17 protein-coding genes and 1 pseudogene are annotated in these 18,281 nt (G+C 59.6%); 15 read left to right on the forward strand and 3 right to left on the reverse strand.

The window, feature by feature from the left end; translation table 11 throughout:
• Positions 1-22: 22 nt before the first annotated feature.
• Positions 23-1,210 (reverse strand): plasmid partitioning protein RepA, encoded by a 1,188-nt coding sequence (gene repA / locus E9677_RS18630; RefSeq protein WP_136559525.1) that lies wholly within the window; start codon positions 1,208-1,210, stop codon positions 23-25.
• Positions 1,211-1,614: 404 nt separating this feature from the next.
• Between repA and E9677_RS18635 the strand changes: the two genes are divergently transcribed.
• The 11 genes from E9677_RS18635 to trbI all read left to right on the forward strand — a co-directional run bounded on the left by E9677_RS18635 (position 1,615) and on the right by trbI (position 11,786).
• Complete coding sequence (locus E9677_RS18635; protein ID WP_136559526.1) at positions 1,615-2,298, forward strand: acyl-homoserine-lactone synthase; 684 nt, start codon at positions 1,615-1,617, stop codon at positions 2,296-2,298.
• 7 nt (positions 2,299-2,305) lie between these two features.
• On the forward strand, positions 2,306-3,241 hold the full coding sequence (trbB, locus tag E9677_RS18640) for a P-type conjugative transfer ATPase TrbB (RefSeq protein WP_136559643.1): 936 nt from the start codon (positions 2,306-2,308) through the stop codon (positions 3,239-3,241).
• 23 nt (positions 3,242-3,264) lie between these two features.
• Positions 3,265-3,693, forward strand: a complete 429-nt coding sequence (locus E9677_RS18645) for a TrbC/VirB2 family protein (protein WP_136559644.1) — start codon at positions 3,265-3,267, stop codon at positions 3,691-3,693.
• Positions 3,693-3,992 carry a conjugal transfer protein TrbD gene (locus E9677_RS18650; protein WP_136559527.1) on the forward strand — a complete coding sequence of 100 codons (300 nt, stop codon included), beginning with the start codon at positions 3,693-3,695 and terminating at the stop codon, positions 3,990-3,992. Before E9677_RS18645 ends, E9677_RS18650 begins: the two co-directional genes overlap by 1 nt.
• Positions 3,993-4,004: 12 nt before the next feature.
• Positions 4,005-6,467, forward strand: a complete 2,463-nt coding sequence (locus E9677_RS18655) for a conjugal transfer protein TrbE (protein ID WP_136559528.1) — start codon at positions 4,005-4,007, stop codon at positions 6,465-6,467.
• Positions 6,442-7,257, forward strand: a complete 816-nt coding sequence (gene trbJ, locus E9677_RS18660; RefSeq protein WP_136559529.1) for a P-type conjugative transfer protein TrbJ — start codon at positions 6,442-6,444, stop codon at positions 7,255-7,257. Before E9677_RS18655 ends, trbJ begins: the two co-directional genes overlap by 26 nt.
• 65 nt (positions 7,258-7,322) lie before the next feature.
• Positions 7,323-8,453 carry a P-type conjugative transfer protein TrbL gene (trbL, locus tag E9677_RS18665; RefSeq protein ID WP_136559645.1) on the forward strand — a complete coding sequence of 377 codons (1,131 nt, stop codon included), beginning with the start codon at positions 7,323-7,325 and terminating at the stop codon, positions 8,451-8,453.
• The gene (trbF, locus tag E9677_RS18670; RefSeq protein ID WP_136559530.1) at positions 8,450-9,115 is read left to right on the forward strand and encodes a conjugal transfer protein TrbF; all 666 of its coding nucleotides are present in this window, start codon (positions 8,450-8,452) and stop codon (positions 9,113-9,115) included. The genes trbL and trbF overlap by 4 nt, the downstream gene beginning before the upstream one ends.
• Positions 9,116-9,149: 34 nt before the next feature.
• Positions 9,150-9,974, forward strand: a complete 825-nt coding sequence (gene trbG / locus E9677_RS18675; protein ID WP_408014746.1) for a P-type conjugative transfer protein TrbG — start codon at positions 9,150-9,152, stop codon at positions 9,972-9,974.
• Between the two features lies 1 nt (position 9,975).
• Positions 9,976-10,461: a hypothetical protein gene (locus E9677_RS18680; protein ID WP_136559531.1), complete on the forward strand. Its 486-nt coding sequence runs from the start codon at positions 9,976-9,978 to the stop codon at positions 10,459-10,461.
• A complete protein-coding gene (trbI, locus tag E9677_RS18685) occupies positions 10,458-11,786 on the forward strand; it encodes an IncP-type conjugal transfer protein TrbI (protein WP_136559532.1) in 1,329 nt (442 codons plus the stop codon). Before E9677_RS18680 ends, trbI begins: the two co-directional genes overlap by 4 nt.
• A gap of 60 nt (positions 11,787-11,846) precedes the next feature.
• Here trbI and E9677_RS18690 read toward each other — a convergent pair whose 3' ends face one another.
• Together E9677_RS18690 and E9677_RS18695 are read right to left on the reverse strand one after the other, a co-directional pair.
• On the reverse strand, positions 11,847-12,563 hold the full coding sequence (locus tag E9677_RS18690) for an autoinducer binding domain-containing protein (RefSeq protein WP_136559533.1): 717 nt from the start codon (positions 12,561-12,563) through the stop codon (positions 11,847-11,849).
• A gap of 286 nt (positions 12,564-12,849) precedes the next feature.
• Positions 12,850-13,638 (reverse strand): response regulator transcription factor, encoded by a 789-nt coding sequence (locus tag E9677_RS18695; RefSeq protein ID WP_136559534.1) that lies wholly within the window; start codon positions 13,636-13,638, stop codon positions 12,850-12,852.
• Between the two features lie 266 nt (positions 13,639-13,904).
• Here E9677_RS18695 and E9677_RS18700 point away from each other — a divergent pair, with 266 nt between their 5' ends.
• The 4 genes and pseudogenes from E9677_RS18700 (at position 13,905) to E9677_RS18715 (ending at position 17,839) form a co-directional block, all read left to right on the forward strand.
• Positions 13,905-14,654 carry a winged helix-turn-helix transcriptional regulator gene (locus E9677_RS18700; protein ID WP_168801271.1) on the forward strand — a complete coding sequence of 250 codons (750 nt, stop codon included), beginning with the start codon at positions 13,905-13,907 and terminating at the stop codon, positions 14,652-14,654.
• Positions 14,638-16,005 carry an amidohydrolase family protein gene (locus E9677_RS18705; RefSeq protein ID WP_136559536.1) on the forward strand — a complete coding sequence of 456 codons (1,368 nt, stop codon included), beginning with the start codon at positions 14,638-14,640 and terminating at the stop codon, positions 16,003-16,005. The genes E9677_RS18700 and E9677_RS18705 overlap by 17 nt, the downstream gene beginning before the upstream one ends.
• Positions 16,006-16,079: 74 nt before the next feature.
• Positions 16,080-16,244: pseudogene (locus E9677_RS25940) on the forward strand (IS3 family transposase); the annotation flags it as partial.
• A gap of 500 nt (positions 16,245-16,744) precedes the next feature.
• Positions 16,745-17,839 carry a nucleotidyltransferase family protein gene (locus E9677_RS18715; protein ID WP_136559537.1) on the forward strand — a complete coding sequence of 365 codons (1,095 nt, stop codon included), beginning with the start codon at positions 16,745-16,747 and terminating at the stop codon, positions 17,837-17,839.
• Positions 17,840-18,281: the final 442 nt, after the last annotated feature.

The following is an 18,281-nucleotide window of genomic DNA, read 5'->3' on the forward strand; positions in this document are numbered from 1 at the left end:
ATTCTGTACGGCTGACAACGGACTATGCACGGCGACGCCCCCAAGCCCGTTCAAGCAGATCGACGACCTCAGCGTTGACGAGGTCCATTGCCTCTCTTGCTCGGTCATACGTCGAAGATGTGAACTGCGAGCGCTCAACCTCGTAAAGTGTCTGCTTGGTCAAACCCGCATCTGACACCGCTGTTGTCTTGACCATGTGGTTCTTCATCATCTGCTGGGCAAACATCGACTGCATGAAGCCCACCATCTGCTGCTGTGGAATATCCATGGGTTCGAAACGCGTGATCAGGTAGCGGAACCAGTCCAGGCTCACATTCACGCCGGCGCTTTCGACGCTTTTCAGGATGTCACCCAGCATCAGAAGGAACTGGGACATCGACATGATGTCAAGCATCTGCGGGTGAACCGTGATTAGAACGGAAGTGGCGGCTGTCAGAGCCGTCAGCGTCAGATAACCGAGTTGGGGAGGGCAATCGATGACGACGACATCATATTGGTCTTCCACCTCGGCTAGAGCGTTGCCGATGCGGGTATAGAAGAGCTTGCCCTCCATACTGTCCTTCCGCTGCATGGCGAGCGGAGTCTCGTATTCATATTCCTGCAGCTCTAGATTGGCCGGAACGACATGCAGGTTTGGTAAGTTCGTCGGCTGGATGATCTCCGTGATCGAGCGGCGGCTGTCGTCATAACGAATGGACTCGTAGAAGGACGGCTTCTCATCGAGTTCCGGCTGGATCCCGTAAAGCGCTGTCAGTGAAGCCTGCGGGTCGAGATCGATCGCAAGGACCCGGTACCCGCTCAAGGCCAAGTATTGGGCGAGATGTGCCGAGGTCGTTGTCTTGCCGGAACCACCCTTGAAGTTGACGACTGCGAGTACCTGGAGTTTTTCACCCGGGCGCCGATGCGGTACGCGGTCAAGAAGGGCGCGCAGTTCGTCGATCTGCGCTGCCGTGTAGTACCGACGACCCGTGGACGTGGTATAAGGTTCGCCACCCTTGCCCTGAAGGTGGAGCTTCTTCAGATAACTGGGCGACACACCGACAAACTGCGCCACTTCGGCCAAGGGAAACAGGCGTAGCGTCTTTTGCGCATTTGGAGGAAATTTCTCCATGCGCAGCATGTCGAGCTTCGAGGAGATCTCGCCGCCCTGTTCGAGGATGATATCGGCAAAACTCGGCACCGTATCCAGCATCGCTCGTTTCACATTCATTTGCCCGGAAGCCCTTTGTCACGATATTTTCGCGAAAACACGGAAATTATCGTGACTGTTATCCGATTCCCGAGTCTTGGCAAGCAATAAGCCCCGACCCCCAAGGCCAAGTCCGACGGATGTCCGTGTGCTTCAGGCCCGGAATTCTGCAAATACGCGAGCGATTCCAATACCTTGTGCGAAGCTTGACTCAAAAGGCCGATGACAGATCTGCAACCGGAACGGGGCATTCGAGGCGCCGTCGGCCCCGTGTTTCACCCGTCAAAGCCGAGCAAAACCGATTCTTGGCGCTGCACAAGCCCGACTCACCCGCCACCGCGTGATCATCCACCGCTTAACAGATTTGCAACTAGACCGAGGCCCGACACTCATCTCTGCTTAGACCCTCAACCGAGGGAAATCCTATGCAGCTGATTGTCGTGAATGAAACGGAAGGCACACAACACCGCCAGCTTATGGAGTCTATGCTGCGCCTGAGAGCCCGTGTCTTTGCCGGTCGCTTGAACTGGCAGGTCGACAGCCATGGCGGCCTGGAACGGGATCGCTTCGACGATCAGGGACCCACCTATATCGTTGGTGTCGAGGACAACTTTGGCGTTGTCGGCTGCGTCAGGCTGTCGCCACCGATGCGCTCCAGCATGCTGACCGAAGTCTTTCCTGGCCTTCTCGACGGTCACTCACTCCAAATGCATGAGCGCATGATTGAAAGCTCACGGTTCTGTATCGATAGGGATCCCCCGAACCAGACGGACCCCACCGGAGGGCAAACGGCGAATGCAGCTGGAGCCGGCAGGAGAGAGGGGCGGGAAGACACCTCCATCATTCAGTCGAGAACGCGCGTACTGCTTGCGGGCATCGTAGAATGGAGCCTCGCTTGTGGTTATGACGAACTGGTCACGGCAACGGACCTCAGGTTCGAACGTCTGCTGAAGATGGTGGGCTGGCCGCTCCGACGTCTCGGCTCGCCCCGCATGATCAACGAGACGCACAGCGTTGCGGGTTCGCTGGAGATCTCGGCGGACGTTTTCCAGTCTTTGAAGCCCGAGGGCTATCGCTCGCTATTCGATCAGACGGCGAGGGCAGGGTGAGGCGATGATGGCGGCGACTGGCACCCGAGACCGGCTCATCCGCAAGCTTAAGGACGCGTTTGGCGCATCGTTGTGCCATGCACTCGGCGATGCGGACGTCACCGAAATCATGTTGAACCCGGATGGACGGCTTTACATAGAGAAACTGGGCATGGGCATGGAGCCGGCCGGCACCCTCGACCCAGGACGGGCGGAAGTGCTGATCGGAGTGGTTGCCCATGCGCTCGGACAGGAGATCAACGCAAGCAAGCCGATCATATCGGGGGAAATCCCGCTTGGCGGCCACCGTTTCGAGGGGCTGTTGCCGCCGGCCGTCAAGGCGCCCGCATTCTCGATCAGACGGCGTGCAACAAGCCGCATCGCGCTTCATGACTATGTCACGACAGGTGTCATGACATCGCTCCAGTACCAGCACATCCATGATGCAATCAAGGAGCGGCGTAATATCCTTGTCTGCGGTGGCACGGGTTCGGGCAAGACGACGCTTGCCAATGCGCTCATGCTGGAAATCCACCGCCTGTTTCCACGCGATCGCATCCTTCTCATCGAAGACACGGTCGAGATCGAGGTTGCCGCTGAAAATGCCGTCATGCTCAGAAGCAGCGACGACGTCCCGATCGACCGGCTTTTGAAAAGCACGCTCAGACTGCGCCCCGACCGGATCATGGTCGGCGAGGTGAGGGACGGCGCTGCACTCACCCTCCTGAAAGCCTGGAATACCGGCCATCCAGGGGGCTTCACCACGCTCCATGCCAATGATGCGCGTGCAGCACTCACCCGGCTTGAACAGCTGGTGTCCGAGGTCAGCCAGACGTCCATGAGCCGTGTGATCGCCGATGCGGTCGATCTTGTCGTGTCGATCAGGCGCACCGATGGCGGGCGCCGGGTCGAAGAGGTGCTTTGCGTCGAAGGCTTCGACCAGGGCCAATATCAGCTCACCTGAAAAGAAAGGGACAGATCATGAAAATGCCTGCCAGAACCTCCCGAACATTCGCCATCCTCCTGATCACGGCGACTGCAAGCCCTGCCGTCGCAAGTTCTGGCGGCGGATTGCCTTGGGAAGCTCCACTCGAGCAGATCCAGCAATCCATTACCGGACCGGTTGCCGGTTTCATTGCACTGGCCGCCGTCGCCGTTGCGGGTGGCATGCTGATCTTCGGCGGAGAGCTGAACGATTTTGCCCGCCGGCTCATGTATGTCGTGCTGGTTGCCGGCATTCTGCTCGGCGCCAGCCAGATCGTTTCGCTCTTTGGAGCAACAGGGGCAACGATCTCGGCTGGTGCACCAAAGCCAGAGGAAGCGGACAAAGACCGGCCCCATGACAACGGTACCGAATGGACCGGCACTGCTCACGCCAATTCGATCGCCGCATCTGCTGATGGGAGGATGCGCTGATGACCGAAGCCGACAACGCGCTTGAGCTTCATCCGATCCACCGGGCCCTGTCACGGCCCAATCTGATCTTCGGTGCAGACCGGGAGCTCGTTCTGGTGACAGGACTGATCTGCGCCATTCTGATCTTCGTGGTGATCACGCCATATGCAGCCGTGCTCGGCATCATGGCCTGGACCGTAATCGTGGCTGCCCTTCGCCGAATGGCGAAATCGGATCCGATGATGCGCCGGGTCTATCTGCGCCACATCCGCTACCGGCCCGTCTATCGGGCAACATCAACACCCTTTGCCCGAAGCTAAAGGAGGCCTCGCATGGTTGCCCTGTCTGCCTTTCGCCATACCGGTCCGTCCTTTGCAGACCTTACGCCCTATGCTGCCATGGTCGATGATGGAACGCTGCTCTTGAAAGACGGCAGCCTTCTGGCCGCCTGGTATTTTGCAGGCCCCGATACCGAAAGCTCGACCAATCTTGAGCGGAATAGAATATCACATGAAATCAATGGGATAATATCGAGACTGGGATCGGGCTGGATGCTTCAGGTGGAAAGCCTGAGGCTTGCAAGTGCCTCTTATCCGGAGCCTGAGCGCTCGCATTTCCCGGATCCCGTGTCGCTGGCAATCGACCGGGAACGGCGGGATCATTTCGAGCGACAGCGCAGCCATTTCATCACGAAGCATGCGCTGATCCTCACCTATAGGCCTTCGACCCTCATGAATGAAGGGCTTTCAGCCTACCTTTATTCGGGTGAGGGGGGCCGCGAGCAGACAGCAGCCGACAAGGCCTTGCGAGGCTTTTCGGATGCCATACGAGAAATCGAACAATATCTCGCCGGAACGATCTCGATCGAGAGAATGGGAGCGCGGACCGTCGACGATGCCTCAAGCCTGCGCCCTGCACGTTTCGACAGCCTGCTGCAATTCATCCGTTTCTGCATCAGCGGACAAAACCTGCCGGTCAGACTGCCGGATGTCGGCATGTATCTCGACTGCCTTGTCACGGCCCAGATGGAGCACGGGCTCACCCCCAGGATCGATGACCGTCATGTCGCGGTCGTCGCCATCGACGGATTTCCGGCGCAAAGCTGGCCGGGAATCCTAAATGCGCTCGACCAGATGCCGCTTTCCTATCGCTGGTCTTCCCGTTTCATCTTTCTCGATGCGCCGGATGCAAGGGCGAGGCTGGAGAAAACGCGGCGACGATGGCAGCAGAAGGTAAGGCCCTTTTTGGACCAGCTTTTCCAGACGAAAGGCCGATCGATAGACCAGGATGCCGCCTCCATGGTGCTCGAGGCGGAGAGCGCGATCGCCGAGGCCAATTCCGGACTGGTTGCCTTCGGCTATTACACACCCGTCATCGTGCTCTTCGACGAAGATCAGACACACCTGGTCGAGAACGCCGAATATGTCCGGCGTGTCATCCAGGCGGAAGGCTTCGGTGCCCGGATCGAGACACTCAATGCCACAGACGCCTATCTCGGCAGTCTTCCGGGCAACTGGTACTGCAATGTCCGCGATCCCCTGATCAACACGCTGAGCCTTTCCGACCTCGTGCCGTTGAACTCGGTCTGGTCGGGCGATAGCACGGCACCGTGCCCTTTTTATCCGCCAGATGCGCCTTCCCTGATGCAGGTGGCCTCGGGCTCGACACCGTTTAACTTCAACCTCCATGTCGACGATGTCGGCCACACCCTGATCTTCGGCCCAACGGGGTCGGGCAAATCAACGCTGCTTGCGCTCATTGCCGCACAGTTCAGGCGCTACCGCGACGCCCAGGTCTTTGCCTTCGACAAGGGGATGTCGCTTCTGCCGCTGACACTTGCGGTCGGCGGCGTGCATTACAGGATCGGTGGCCATGGAGAAGAGACAGGGGAGGGGGAAGGGAAGCTTGCCTTCTGCCCGCTTGCCGACTTGAGGACCGATGCCGACCGTGCATGGGCTTCAGAATTCGTCGAAATGCTGATTGCGCTGCAAGGCGTGGAGGTGGGACCCGAACACCGCAATGCGATCGCCCGCCAGATCGCACTCATGGCCTCGTCCGCCGGTCGCTCGCTTTCAGACTTCGTGAGCGGGGTGCAGCTGCGCGACATCAAGGATGGTCTGAAGCACTACACCATCGAGGGGCCCATGGGGCATCTAATGGATGCGGAATCCGACACCCTCGACCTGCAGCCCTTCCAATGCGTCGAAGTCGAGGAACTGATGAACATGGGTGAGCGCAACCTCGTCCCGGTTCTCAGTTATCTCTTCCGCCGCATCGAAAAGCGCCTCACTGGTGCGCCGAGCCTCATCATTCTCGACGAGGCCTGGTTGATGCTTGCGCATCCGGTCTTTCGCGAAAAGATCCGCGAATGGCTGAAGGTCTTAAGAAAAGCCAACTGCGCAGTGGTGCTGGCAACCCAGTCGATTTCTGACGCCGAGCGATCCGGGATCATCGACGTGCTTTTCGAAAGCTGCCCGACAAAGATCTGCCTCGCCAATCCGGCAGCCCAGACACCGGGAATGCGCGCCTTCTATGAGCGGCTCGGCTTCAACGAGCGACAGATCGAGATCGTCGCCCATGCCCGACCCAAGCGCGACTATTACTGTGTGTCCCCGCAGGGACGCCGTCTTTTCGAGATGTCGCTCGGCCCCCTCACACTCGCCTTTTCCGGTGTCTCGGACCGCAAGCAGATCGCAAAAATCCAGGAACTCTACGAGGCCTTTGGCGCTGATTGGCCGCGCCACTGGCTGATGCTGAAAGGACAGGACGATGCGCTATCATTTTTCGACGCCTGAGCTTGCCCGCACACGCTACCCGCTGGTCTTCGTCTGCTGGGGCCTTGTCGCATCAATTGTCCATCCAGCCTTTGGCGGGTCGGTTACGGGCGCTGCGACTGAATGGACGCAGCTTGCCAACAATGCCGAACTTGTCGCCATCCTCGAAAGCTCCGGGATTCAGGTCGACAATCAGCTGACCCAGATCGGCCAGCTCACGCAGCAGATCCAGAACCAGCTGGAGATGTATCGCACCATGCTGCAGAACATGGCCGCATTGCCGGCTCATGTCTGGGGCGAAGTCGAGGCGGAACTTGAGCGACTGAGGGAGATCACGACGCAAGGGGAGGGCATCGCGTTTACCATGGGCAATACCGACGCGCTTCTGGCGCAACGATTTCCAGACTATGCGAAGCTCCGAGAGGACCTTCCGGGCGGCGCCCGATTTGCGGAAACCTACGAGACTTGGTCGAGGACCAATCGCGAGACGATCGGGGCTTCCCTCAGGGTCGCCGGCCTGACGGCTGAACAGTTCGACAGCGAGGAGGCAACGACCAGGTCGCTGAAGCGTCTTTCTGAAACGGCCGACGGGCAGATGAAGGCGCTTCAGGTCGGGCATGACATTGCCGTCGAACAGGTGGCCCAATTGCAGAAACTGCGCGCGCTTTTCTCCCAGCAAATGACGATGTCGGCGACCTGGCTGCAGTCGGAACAAAGCCTTCGCGATCTGGCTCAGGCCCGCCGGGAGAAGTTTTTCGGGGCAACGGTCCGCGAGATCCCGCCCGGTCAGAAGATGGAGCCACGCTGGTGAGCCGCGGATCGAAAACAGACGTGGAAGCCCCCCAGACCAACGGTTACCGGCTTGTCCTTGCCTGCATCGCAGCGTTGATCGTCACGAGCTGCGGCGATGCTGCATGGGCACAGCAGGGCGAGGTCCTGACCGAGTTGGAGAACCAGGTGATGGGCGCCACGCGCGACTGGCAGGATACGGTTATGGAAGCGGCCCGCTCGCTTTTCTGGATCCTTGCCTCGATCGAGATCGGGCTTGCCGCCATAGGGCTCGCATTGGCTGCGGCATCGCTGGACAGCTGGTTTGCCGAACTTGTCCGTCGCATCCTCTTCATCGGCTTCTTTGCCTTTGTTCTCGACCGGGGTCCAGCCTTTGCACAGGCTGTCGTCGACAGCCTGTTTGCGATCGGAGCAGGTCAGGGATCGGCATCTCCGGCCGAGGTTTTCGATGCCGGCATCAGGGTCGCTTCGGCCTTGTCCGAACATGCAAGCTTCGGAGTTTTCGAAGACAATGCGCTGGCGATTGCCTCGGTCATCGCGATGGGCGTCGTCGTCATCTGCTTTTCGCTGGTTGCTGCAATCTTCGTAGCGGTCATGGTGGAAATGTATGTCGGACTTCTCGCCGGCATGATCATGCTCGGGCTGGGTGGCTCCTCCTTCACCAAGGATTTTTCGGTCCGCTATCTGATCTATTCCTTTTCCGTCGGCATGAAGCTGATGGCGCTGGTGATGATTGCCAGGATCGGGTCGGAGGTCCTGCTTGGCCTGGCATCTGCCCCCGTCAGTGAAAGCGACCCGCTCGTATCCACCCTCTCAATTGCCGGCATCTCGGTGGTCGTCTTCATTGTCTCCCTCTACGTGCCGAGCATTGTTCAAGGGGTCGTTCAGGGCGTCTCGGTCACCCAGGGCGGCGAAGCGATCCGGCATGGCATGCAGGCAACCACCATGGCAGCAGGCGGTGCCTTTGTGGTGGCGACAGGCGCACAACAGGCGACCAGCGCTGCAAGCTCGGCCAGGGCCGGCGGCGCCTCGCTTGTTCGTGCGGCCATGACGGGGCTGTCTGCAGGAGCCGGCCAGACGGCCCGTGCGCTGGGTTCGGCTGCCCGCGACAAGCTGATCGCAGCACCAGGCGCCAGCCATGCCTCTTTGCTCGGTCTTGCCAATGAGAAGCTTCGCTCGGGTCCCTCGCAGAAAAGAGGCAAGGAGACATCACCATGACGGATCGGAAACGCCATTCGGACAATCCCTATCTTGCCGGTCGGATGGAGTGGAACGAACGCTATGGCGGCTTCGTGCGCGAAGCCAGGGCCTGGCGCATGGTCGCGGTCTTGAGCCTTGCTCTTGCGACGATCGGCTTTGGCTACGCGCTCTTCCTCAGCCAGCAGAGCCGCATCATTCCCTATATCGTCGAGGTCGACCGGCTGGGCAGCCCGGTTGCGGTCGGCGTGCCCGAACAGATCGAATATGCCGACCAGCGTGTGGTCCGTGCGACCCTTGCCAATTTCGTGGCGAGCTTTCGTTCCGTCACGCCCGATGCGGTCGTGCAGAAAAGATACATCGACCGCACCTACGCGCTTTTGAGAGCCTCGGATCCATCGACCGAGAAGATCAATGGATGGTTTCGCGCCAATTCGCCCTTCGAGGCCGCCAAGCGGCTGACGGTCGCTGTCGAGGTTTCCAACATCGTTTCGCTCTCTGAGCGCACCTGGCAGATCGACTGGACCGAATTCGAGAGGGATCGCCGGGGCCGGGAGACTGCGAGCCGCAGATTTCGCGGCATTGCGACGGTGACCCTGACGGAACCGCAGGACGAAGCGGTGATCAGGCTGAACCCGATCGGCCTTTATGTGCGTGACTTCGACTGGACGGCGCAGCTTTGAACCAGGTGACCCCAACAGCAGACGGAGAGGACCTATGAACTACGGGATCAGACAGGACACGACCGGCCTTTTCCTTGCCATGCTCATCCTGGCGATGGGCGGTTCGAGAGACGGGCATGGCCAGCAGATGACGCCCGAGGAACTGAAGGCGACGCATCAGTCGGGCGAGTGGCAGAAGGGAAGCGGGATCGTCACCCGCGGGCCAGAGGGCAAGGTTGTCTTTCTCTACGGTCAGGGGCAACCCTCGATCATCTGTGCTCCCTTGCAGGTCTGCGACATCGAACTGGAGGCCCAGGAAAGCATCAAGGATGTCCTTCTCGGCGACAGCGTCCGCTGGAGCGTTGAGGCTGCAAGCTCGGGGGAGGGGAGGGGTGAGACAATCCATCTGATCGTCCGGCCGACAGAGCCTGGGCTCCACACCTCGATGATCGTCACCACATCGAAACGGACATACCATATCCGGCTTCGATCGCATGAAAGCCGTTACATGGCACGTGTCGGCTTTTCCTATCCCAATCCGCTATCCGCCGATCTGGCAACGGTCAATGCCAGACTCCACGACAGCGGCGCCCGGCCCTCTGCCTCCCGTCTCGATTTCGCCTACCGGGTCACCGGACATGCGAGATGGCGTCCCAAACGGGTCTATTCCGACGGCCAGAAAACCTACATCCAGTTTCCGTCTGCAGTCTCGGGCCAGGAAATGCCGGTTCTCTTTCTCCTCTCCGAGGGACAGAGACAGCTCGTCAATTACCGGGTCAACAAGGACATGATGATCATCGACCATCATGTCGAGCGCGCCGTCCTCGTCTCCGGCGTTGGCTGGCGGCAGAAAAAGATCACCATCAAAAGGGGCGGATGAAATGAACCAGTCAGCGGGATTTCTGTTCGTGGCCCTGGTCCTTTGCGGCTGCCAGACAACAAGTGGCGGAGAGGTCCGTGAAAACCGCGAGGAAGGTGCGCTTCGCAACCCGGCCATTGCGGCATCCATCGCGTCTGATCTGTCAGGCGATCTTGCCCCCTTCATCCCCCAAGGATCGGCGGTCGCCTTCGGGGCGGATGAGACACAGCCCCTGTCCTACGCCCTCAGTGAGGCACTGATCCGCCAGGGCTATCGCTCAGGCGGCGACGACGATCGGGCACAGGAGGCGATCCAGCTCCGGATATGGAGCGCCGAAGTCGAGGGCGATCTTCTGGTGCGTCTATCGACGCCGTCGCATCGCCTCTCCAAGGTCTACAGGCAAGGCGGCACCAATCACGGTGGAAACCCCGATCCCGTTCAATCGGGCAGCGTCTTTCCAGCGGGTCCGCTTCTCGTGGAGACAATGACCGGGGGAGCCTCATCATGAGCGAGGGCCATCAACTTCTGGGAGCCCCCCATATCATGAGGGGCAAGCCGGGAGCGGACAAACATACTGAGATCAGGCGATTGAACCGTCTGCCCGTCTTTCTGGCCATCGGCGTCATCCTCCTGGTCATTGCGACCGTGATTTTCGGTCTCTCGGCCCGCGGCCTCTGGCGCAATGGATCGCCAGGTGAAGCAATTGACGACAGAGGACCGGCATCGAGCTTTGCCGACAACCTGAAACGCGGTGTCAGCGACGGGATCATCGGGGAAAACCCGCCGGTCGATGTCCGCCCGCCACTTGTGGAAGCACCTCAGGTGATCGCGGCACCCAGGCCTGATCCAGCAGCAGTTCCTCGACCCGTCAGCCAGCCGGCCGGCAATTCGCCGCGACGCCTTGAGCAAGACGAGGATCTGTGGCGGGAAAGACTGAAACGCGAACATGAAGAGCAGATGCTGAATGAGCGTCACCGCCAGGCGATGGCGCGGCTACAAAGGGCAGACGGAGCGCGCGCCTCGCCCCTGCGTATCGATACCGGGAATGTGGCCGCCCTTTCCCCCGATCCGGCTTTCAGAAATGGTGCGGATGGACGCAGCAGCGCTTCTGCCGGCGACGCCTTGGGCGCGCGCCTCATGGCGGCAGCCGAGGCAATGGGGGCACAAGGTTCGGGTATCAGTGATCCGAATGGACAGGGGCAGAAGCAAGCCTTCCTCGATGCGGGCAAAAGCCGATGGGCCGCGGACACTGGCATGACGAAGCAGGCCTCGCGCCTCACGCTCAGCCGGGGCTCTGTCATCCCGGCCATGCTGATTACTGGCATCAATGCCGACCTTCCAGGGCGCATACTCGCGCAGGTGAGCCAGAACGTCTATGACAGTGCGACCGGCCGGCACCTGCTCATACCGCAGGGATCGCGGCTTGTCGGCCGCTACGATTCGAAAGTGTCCCACGGCCAGTCGCGCATCCTGGTCGTCTGGACCGATATCGTGCTTGCGAATGGACAAAGCCTCGATATCGGCTCCATGGCCGGTATCGATCAGGAAGGGCAGGCGGGCTTCAGGGACAAGATCGATCGGCATCTGCTGCGCACCTTCGGGTCAGCCGCGCTTGTCGCACTGATCGGAACAGGAATGGATCTGGCACTTCCCGACAATTCAAGCCTTGGTGAGAGTGACGCATCCGATGCGGCACGGCGCAGTTTCAGCGAAACCTTCGGGCGACTGGCCGAAAGGACCATCTCGAAGAACCTCGATGTCCAGCCGACGCTGTCGATCCGGCCCGGTTACCGTTTCAACATTCTGGTCGATCAGGATCTCGTGTTTGGCTGAGCATCTCGTCAGATCGAGGTTGAGCGAAGCGGCAAGCTGAGCTGGCCTTGGCGCACTGGCTCAAATCAGCATCAGACGTGTGGCGACTGCAGTTGCCTGCTGCAGCGTCACCGCCTCGAGCTTGCCTTTCGCCCTGTCAACCGACACGCGAACCTTCGAATATTTTTCCTCGAGGAGGTCCGCCACATCCTGCAGCGTCTTGCCTTCTGCGACCCAACGCAGGCATGTCGCCTCAAAAGTGTTCAGATTGCCCGCGGACGCACGAGACCAGCGGTTCCTGCGCATGGCGAAGGCGAAATGCAGCATGGCGGCGGCGGCGGCCGCCTCGATGATATCCATCGTGACCGCGTCTTTTAGGCATGCGGTATCGGAGGAGGCGAAGGTCAGGACCGCCTGATGACTGAAACCGACACGGATCGGGATCGACAGACCCGCAACGATGCCATGGGCAATTGCCTCGTCGCGAAATGCGATCACCTCTGGCCGCTCACGATTGAGTACGGAATCATAAAGCGACCAGCAGAAGGGATGTGCACCTCGCTTGACGGCGCGGACGATGGGATCGATCTGGCTGAAGTTCTGCGAATAATAGCGGTCAAGCCAATCGGAAGGATAGTTCGAAACCGCCCTCCACTGACTGCCATCCAGACGCAGATAGGCAAAATGGGCAAAGCCATGGCTCTGGCTGAAACTCTCAAGAGCCTCGCCGAGCGCATCGGGACTGCGCGCGGTGATGATGGCCTCGATCAGGGGATCAAACGGATGCTTCTTCCTCATGGCAGGGATCCTCTTTTGCAATGATAGCCGGATGCCGGCCGCCACTAGAGACGACCGACGCAATGCGGACCGATTTGAATTGGATTGGTATTTTCCGGCGAAAAATTCGACCGGCACATAATAGTGACACACGCAATTATTATGAATTGAAGTTATAACCAGTACGAGAGCCGGTGCAACTTTTCGAGATAAAAGACATAAAATTTAACATTGGCCACAATTGCCGCTTCAGCTGGGGGAGCATTGCCCCCGGGCTGGGCCGACAGCGCTAGGCCCAAACCTGCGATCATGGGCTGCGACCGCTTTGGCGGTCAGGCAAGAGATCTGCCTCGACCCGTGGTGTGAAGACATATCCACCCAGCCGGACCGTCCTTAAGAATATCGGGCGATGGGGATCATGCTCGATCTTGCGTCGAAGTCGATTGATATGGACGTCGATACTGCGGTCCACTGGGCGTGCGGCACCCACGCGGGTGAAGGTCAGCAGTGTTTGTCTCGACAGTGTCTTGCCGCTGTTGCGACAAAAAGCCCAAAGAAGATCGAATTCCGCAGCCGTCAGGTCGATATTGCGACCGTCTGGATCCATGAGCAGGCGCAGGTGAGGGTCAATCGACCAGCCCGCAAATCGCAGGACACGGCCCATTGAGAGCACGCCTGCTCCAAAGGCGGCGCGTCTTAACAGGCCTGTCACGCGCGCCTTGATCTCGCGCGTGCCAAGCGACCTTACGAAACACTCGTCGGCTCCTGCTTCGAGCATCTGGATCCGGTAGTCGGAATCATCGGCGGCGACCAGAATGATGATGGCGACCGAACTGGTGAGGCGAATGCTGCGGCACACATGGGCCATGTCCTCCTCGATGAGGGCGGTGTGATCGAGAATGAGGAGATCGGCGCCGCGCACCGCCAGCGCCGAGCGCAAGGCGGTAATATCAATGACGGTCCTTGTGGCATGCTCGACGTTGAGAGCATCTATAATCTCGCTTATCACCGCATCGTTCGGCGCCAGCACGAGGATTTCGGCACGCCTTCGGTCGTCGACACCGCGCGAAATCCGAGAGGACTTTGATTTTCCCATGGACCGCCTTTCATTCTCGAAATTGCGTCTGGCGAGCGAAGGTCCCGGCAGTCGGCATTAACTGACACCGGGCCAACCTCAACCGGGGCGCGCACGATCACAATTGGCACTTTTTCCGCCGGGTTTGCCAAGTGACAAATCTGCTAGTGCGGGGCGGATAGAGGTCAGCAACAATTCTTCATATGGATCGACGACTTGGCGTTTGAACCGTAGCGCCTGCAATGCCATGCTGTCGTCGCGAGCAAACAGGAAATCGAGGCCTGTTCATGGAAAAGCGGCACGGCGCGGCGCTCGACGGCGCACCCCTGGTTGTCGTCTGTTCCGCTGCGGCAGAGCTTTGTCTCTTCCTCCGGCATCTTTTGGAAGGGCAGGGCCTGGCTGTTGAAATTGCCGTAGCGACAGACGATGCGATCGATCGGATTAACAGGCGTCAGGCAGCCGTTGTTCTGGTGGACTGCCAGTTGGAAGGCGCGCTTGAGCTGTGCAGGGCGGCGAGAGAGGCGATGGACGAGACGGGCGGCCGGATCGTGGTTCTCTTCAGCACGAACGCGCTCCATGAATACCCGGATTTTCTTGCAGCCGGGATAGACGAAGGCTTGGTGCGGCCAGTCGAGCCGGGCGCCATCGTTTCTGCCGTCTGGCGCAAGACGAGGCAATCGAATGCCAATGACGTCTCTCTCATTTCGTTTCGGGATGTCGAGATCGACATGCGGGGCCGTCGTGTAAGACGCGGGGGCAAGGAGGTCCGATTGACCCGGATCGAGTTCGAGCTGCTCATCTTCTTCGCGCAAAACCCGATGACCGTCTTTTCACGCGAGGCGCTGATTGCCGGAGCTTGGCCGAAAGGGGTCTTCGTCGAACCACGCACGGTCAACATCCATATCGGGCGGCTCAGGCGACGCCTGATGGAAAGCGGTGGAGGGAACCTGATCCGCACCGTGCGGGGGAGCGGCTATGCGCTGGATGAAACCGAGATGTCACGACAGGAGGAAAAAGCCCATGGTGACGAAGAGTGAACCGTATGGCGATCGCATCCTGATGCGCGGCGGTAGCCTGGTCACAGGTGACGGACGGACCTTCCTGGACTGCGCGTCCATCCGCATCCGCAAGGGTCTGATCATAGAAGTCATGGCCGGCATTCAGGATTGCGTGGAGGGTGAAACCGTGATCGCGACCGGTGGCGCATTAATGTTGCCGGGCTTCATCAACGGACACGCCCATGCGACCATTCTCGGCCCCTCCATGCCGAGTGGGTCGCAACCGCTGCCGCCGACCGAGGTTGAATGGCAGCGCAATCGCCATCTTCTGTCGGGCACGACCTCGCTGATCAATGTCTGCGGTCTTGCCATGATGGACGAGCGTGACGGTCAACTCGCGCCCCATCCCATGGACATCCACATGACGAGCGCCCATACGCCGCATTCGATTTCGGCGGCGGACCAGATCGATGGAAACGGGCTTTCCCCCCGCCACAGGTCCGCACGTATCGAGGATCTCATCCGGGCAGGCTGCCGGGTCTTGGGCGAAGCGGGTGGCGGCCAGACACTCGGGGGCGGTGCGCAGGACTATCGCTTCATTCCAGATGCGATCGAAGAACGGACGGGTCAGCGGATCACCGTCCTGATGGCAAGGCGACTGAAGGAGGCGGTCCTTGGACGGAGACTGGACGGTGTATCGACCGCAAGCGATGGGGACCTGATGAACCTGGCTGAGGAAGCGCAGCTTCAAGACAGGATAACACCGCAGGCGCTGCGAAGCCTGCTCGAGGAAAGGGTGCTCGCCCCGGTAAAGAACGCACTTCTGGGCATCGAGGAGATTGCCGAGGCTGCCACCGAATTCGGGCTTCCTGCGATTTTTCATCACGCCGCGCCGACGGCAGCCACGCTGCTTTCACTGAAGAGACGCCTGCCGAATACGCGGATGATCGCAGCCCATGCCAATCATCCCTCGTTTCTGCCCGACGAGGCCGTCGAGACGGCACGTCAACTCAAGGCTCTCGGCGTCACGATCGACGTCTCGACACTCGACGTGATCGACACGAGGTTTCGCAATCGCCCCGACAATCTCGACGTCCTGATCGAAGCTGGCTTGGTGGATACGATCTCTACCGATTATGCGGGCGGAGACTGGGACACGATCCCATCAGCCCTTCACAGAATGACAAGGGTGCACGGACAAAGCCTGCCGCAGGTGGCGGCACTTGCGACAGGCAATGTTGCGCGTGTCTTTCCCGAGATATTTGGCGATCGCGGTCTCATCGCACCCGGCAAAAGGGCAGATATCGTCATCACGGATCTGCACAATGTCTCCAAGGTTCGACATGTCTTCATAGCCGGAAAGGCCCACGTCCTTGATGGCCGGTTTTAGCCTGTCGCCATCATGTTTTCCAGATTTGGGCGACGGCCATCAGAGCTGGCTCGGGAGAGCTGCACAGCGGGTGGGTGGGGTTGTCCCAACGGTTTGATATGCACGCAACCAGATTAGACAGTGGAAAGACCAGCTCCTTGAGGAACGCGACGACCGTTTTCGGCGATGAAGCGACGGAGCCGGCGGGTCCAACCGTCAATGTCAAACCACTGCACACCAGACATTCAATCTTGCGACTTGTGCCCCAGTTATACTGTTTTTCAAAAACAGTATAACTGGGGCACACAAGCTTATGAAGTCCATCGCGCGCGTGTATCAACGATGCTCACCAAGCTCGGGCGGCCGATTTGCCACCGAAGGTCGGTTCCCCCAGAAACCATCAAGGGTGCAAGTACTGGTATCTCGACATCCAGGATATGTCGATGATGACGACACGCTCCCATGAGAATGGGAACGCCCGAATTGCCCGAAACTCCCGATTGGGGCGGCGCATCACTATCGCCCCGCAGCTTCACTATCCAGCCAGATTTTTGGCTGGAAGCCGGCCCCTCTCACACCTCAAGCCAACCCAACAATATGCGCGACGCGTTGGCAGGCGACTTTGCAGGCGCGGCGCCGGATAGGCGGGGGCAATGTTCGATTTCCTTTGAGGGCAGTAAGGCTTGCATCCTAGCTTGCGACCCAATCACCCGAGAGTTATACTGTTTTTGAAAAACAGTATAACGTGGAATTCGAGCTTATGAAGTCTATCGACCTCATGTATCAGACGATGCTCGCCGAGCTCGGTCAGCGTTCGCTTGACGCCGCATGGACAGCCGATTTCCCCCCGGAGGGTCGGTTCACCCCTGCGAACATAAAGGGCCGCAAGTACTGGTACTTCGACATCCCGGATGGACATGGTGGTACGAAACGCCGTTACGTAGGTCCTGCACAAGATCCGGATATCGCGCAGCGTGTGGCTGATCACAAGCGAGACAAGGACGATCTGCGCGCTCGCAGGCGCCTGGTAAATACCCTGACCCGCGAAGGTGGGATGATTGCTCCAGAGGCCATGTCGGGGGACATTGTCGAGGCTCTCGCTGATGGCGGTCTCTTTCGTCTCCGGGGTGTGCTCATCGGAACTGTCGCATTTCAGTGCTATTCGGGCCTACTGGGCGTGCGCCTACCCATTGCTGCAATCCTCACCGGCGACGCGGATATCGCCCAGGACTATGCTATCAGCCGAGAGGTTCAAGACAGCCTTCCTCCGATCCTTGAGTTGCTGCAGAAGGTCGACGCCACCTTCCGTCCAGTACCACACCGATCAGGTTCCGCAGCCTCATCGGCATTTCAGAATGCCGACGGCTATAGGGTTGAGTTCCTGACATCGAACCGTGGTTCGAATGACTTCATCGACCAGCCGGCGAAGATGCCCGCCCTTGGTGGCGCCAGCGCCGATCCACTACGCTTCCTCGACTTCCTGATCAGGGAACCCGTCAGGACGATGCTGCTTCACCGAAGCGGGGTCCCCGTTGTGGTCCCTGATCCATCCCGGTACGCGATCCACAAGCTGATCGTCGCCAGCCGCCGACACACCGACGGGCAGGGGCCGGCAAAGCGAGAGAAGGACATTCGTCAAGCAGCTCTGCTCTTTGAAGCCCTGCAGCAGACAAGGCGAACAACTGATCTGGCGCTCGTCTATAACGAAGCTTGGGAGCGCGGGCCTGCGTGGCAAGACGGTATTCGAACCGGGGCGGGGATGCTGCCGGCACAAGATGCCGAGCGGCTCCAGACGATCCTGATGGAAGGGGCAAAGAAGAACCGCGAAGATATTCAACTTCCGTTCGGCGAATAAGCTGCCCTCACATGATGGCACCACCATGGCTGCGGAAGGGCTGGAGCCAAGCAATAGCGCAGAATGGTCGGGGATACGGCTGGGTCCTTCGTGCAACGGAGATCAGAGCCGGCCGCAGCGCGTCACATTTGCGAGGCTTTCAAACCTTTGCCCGCATGAGTGCCCGGACAGACCGAGAAGCCGAGCAACGCGCCGGGGGCCGTGGCTCAAAGTGGGGCGGCACGCCCTCGGATAGAACGGCGACAGTCATTCAACCGTCACGGAGCGATGCAATGGCATGCGGACCCCGCGGGATAGGCTTGCCTCGTGGCCGGGACCAGGGACAATATCTGCAAGGGCTTGGACAACCAGCAGGCAAAAGGACGCGGCTCAGACGGTCATCGATGATGATGCTCCATGCCCGCCTGGACCTCAGCTTGACTGATCGAAGGGATACGCAAGG

This window comes from Peteryoungia rhizophila (assembly GCF_004912145.1).
GTDB lineage: Bacteria > Pseudomonadota > Alphaproteobacteria > Rhizobiales > Rhizobiaceae > Allorhizobium > Allorhizobium rhizophilum.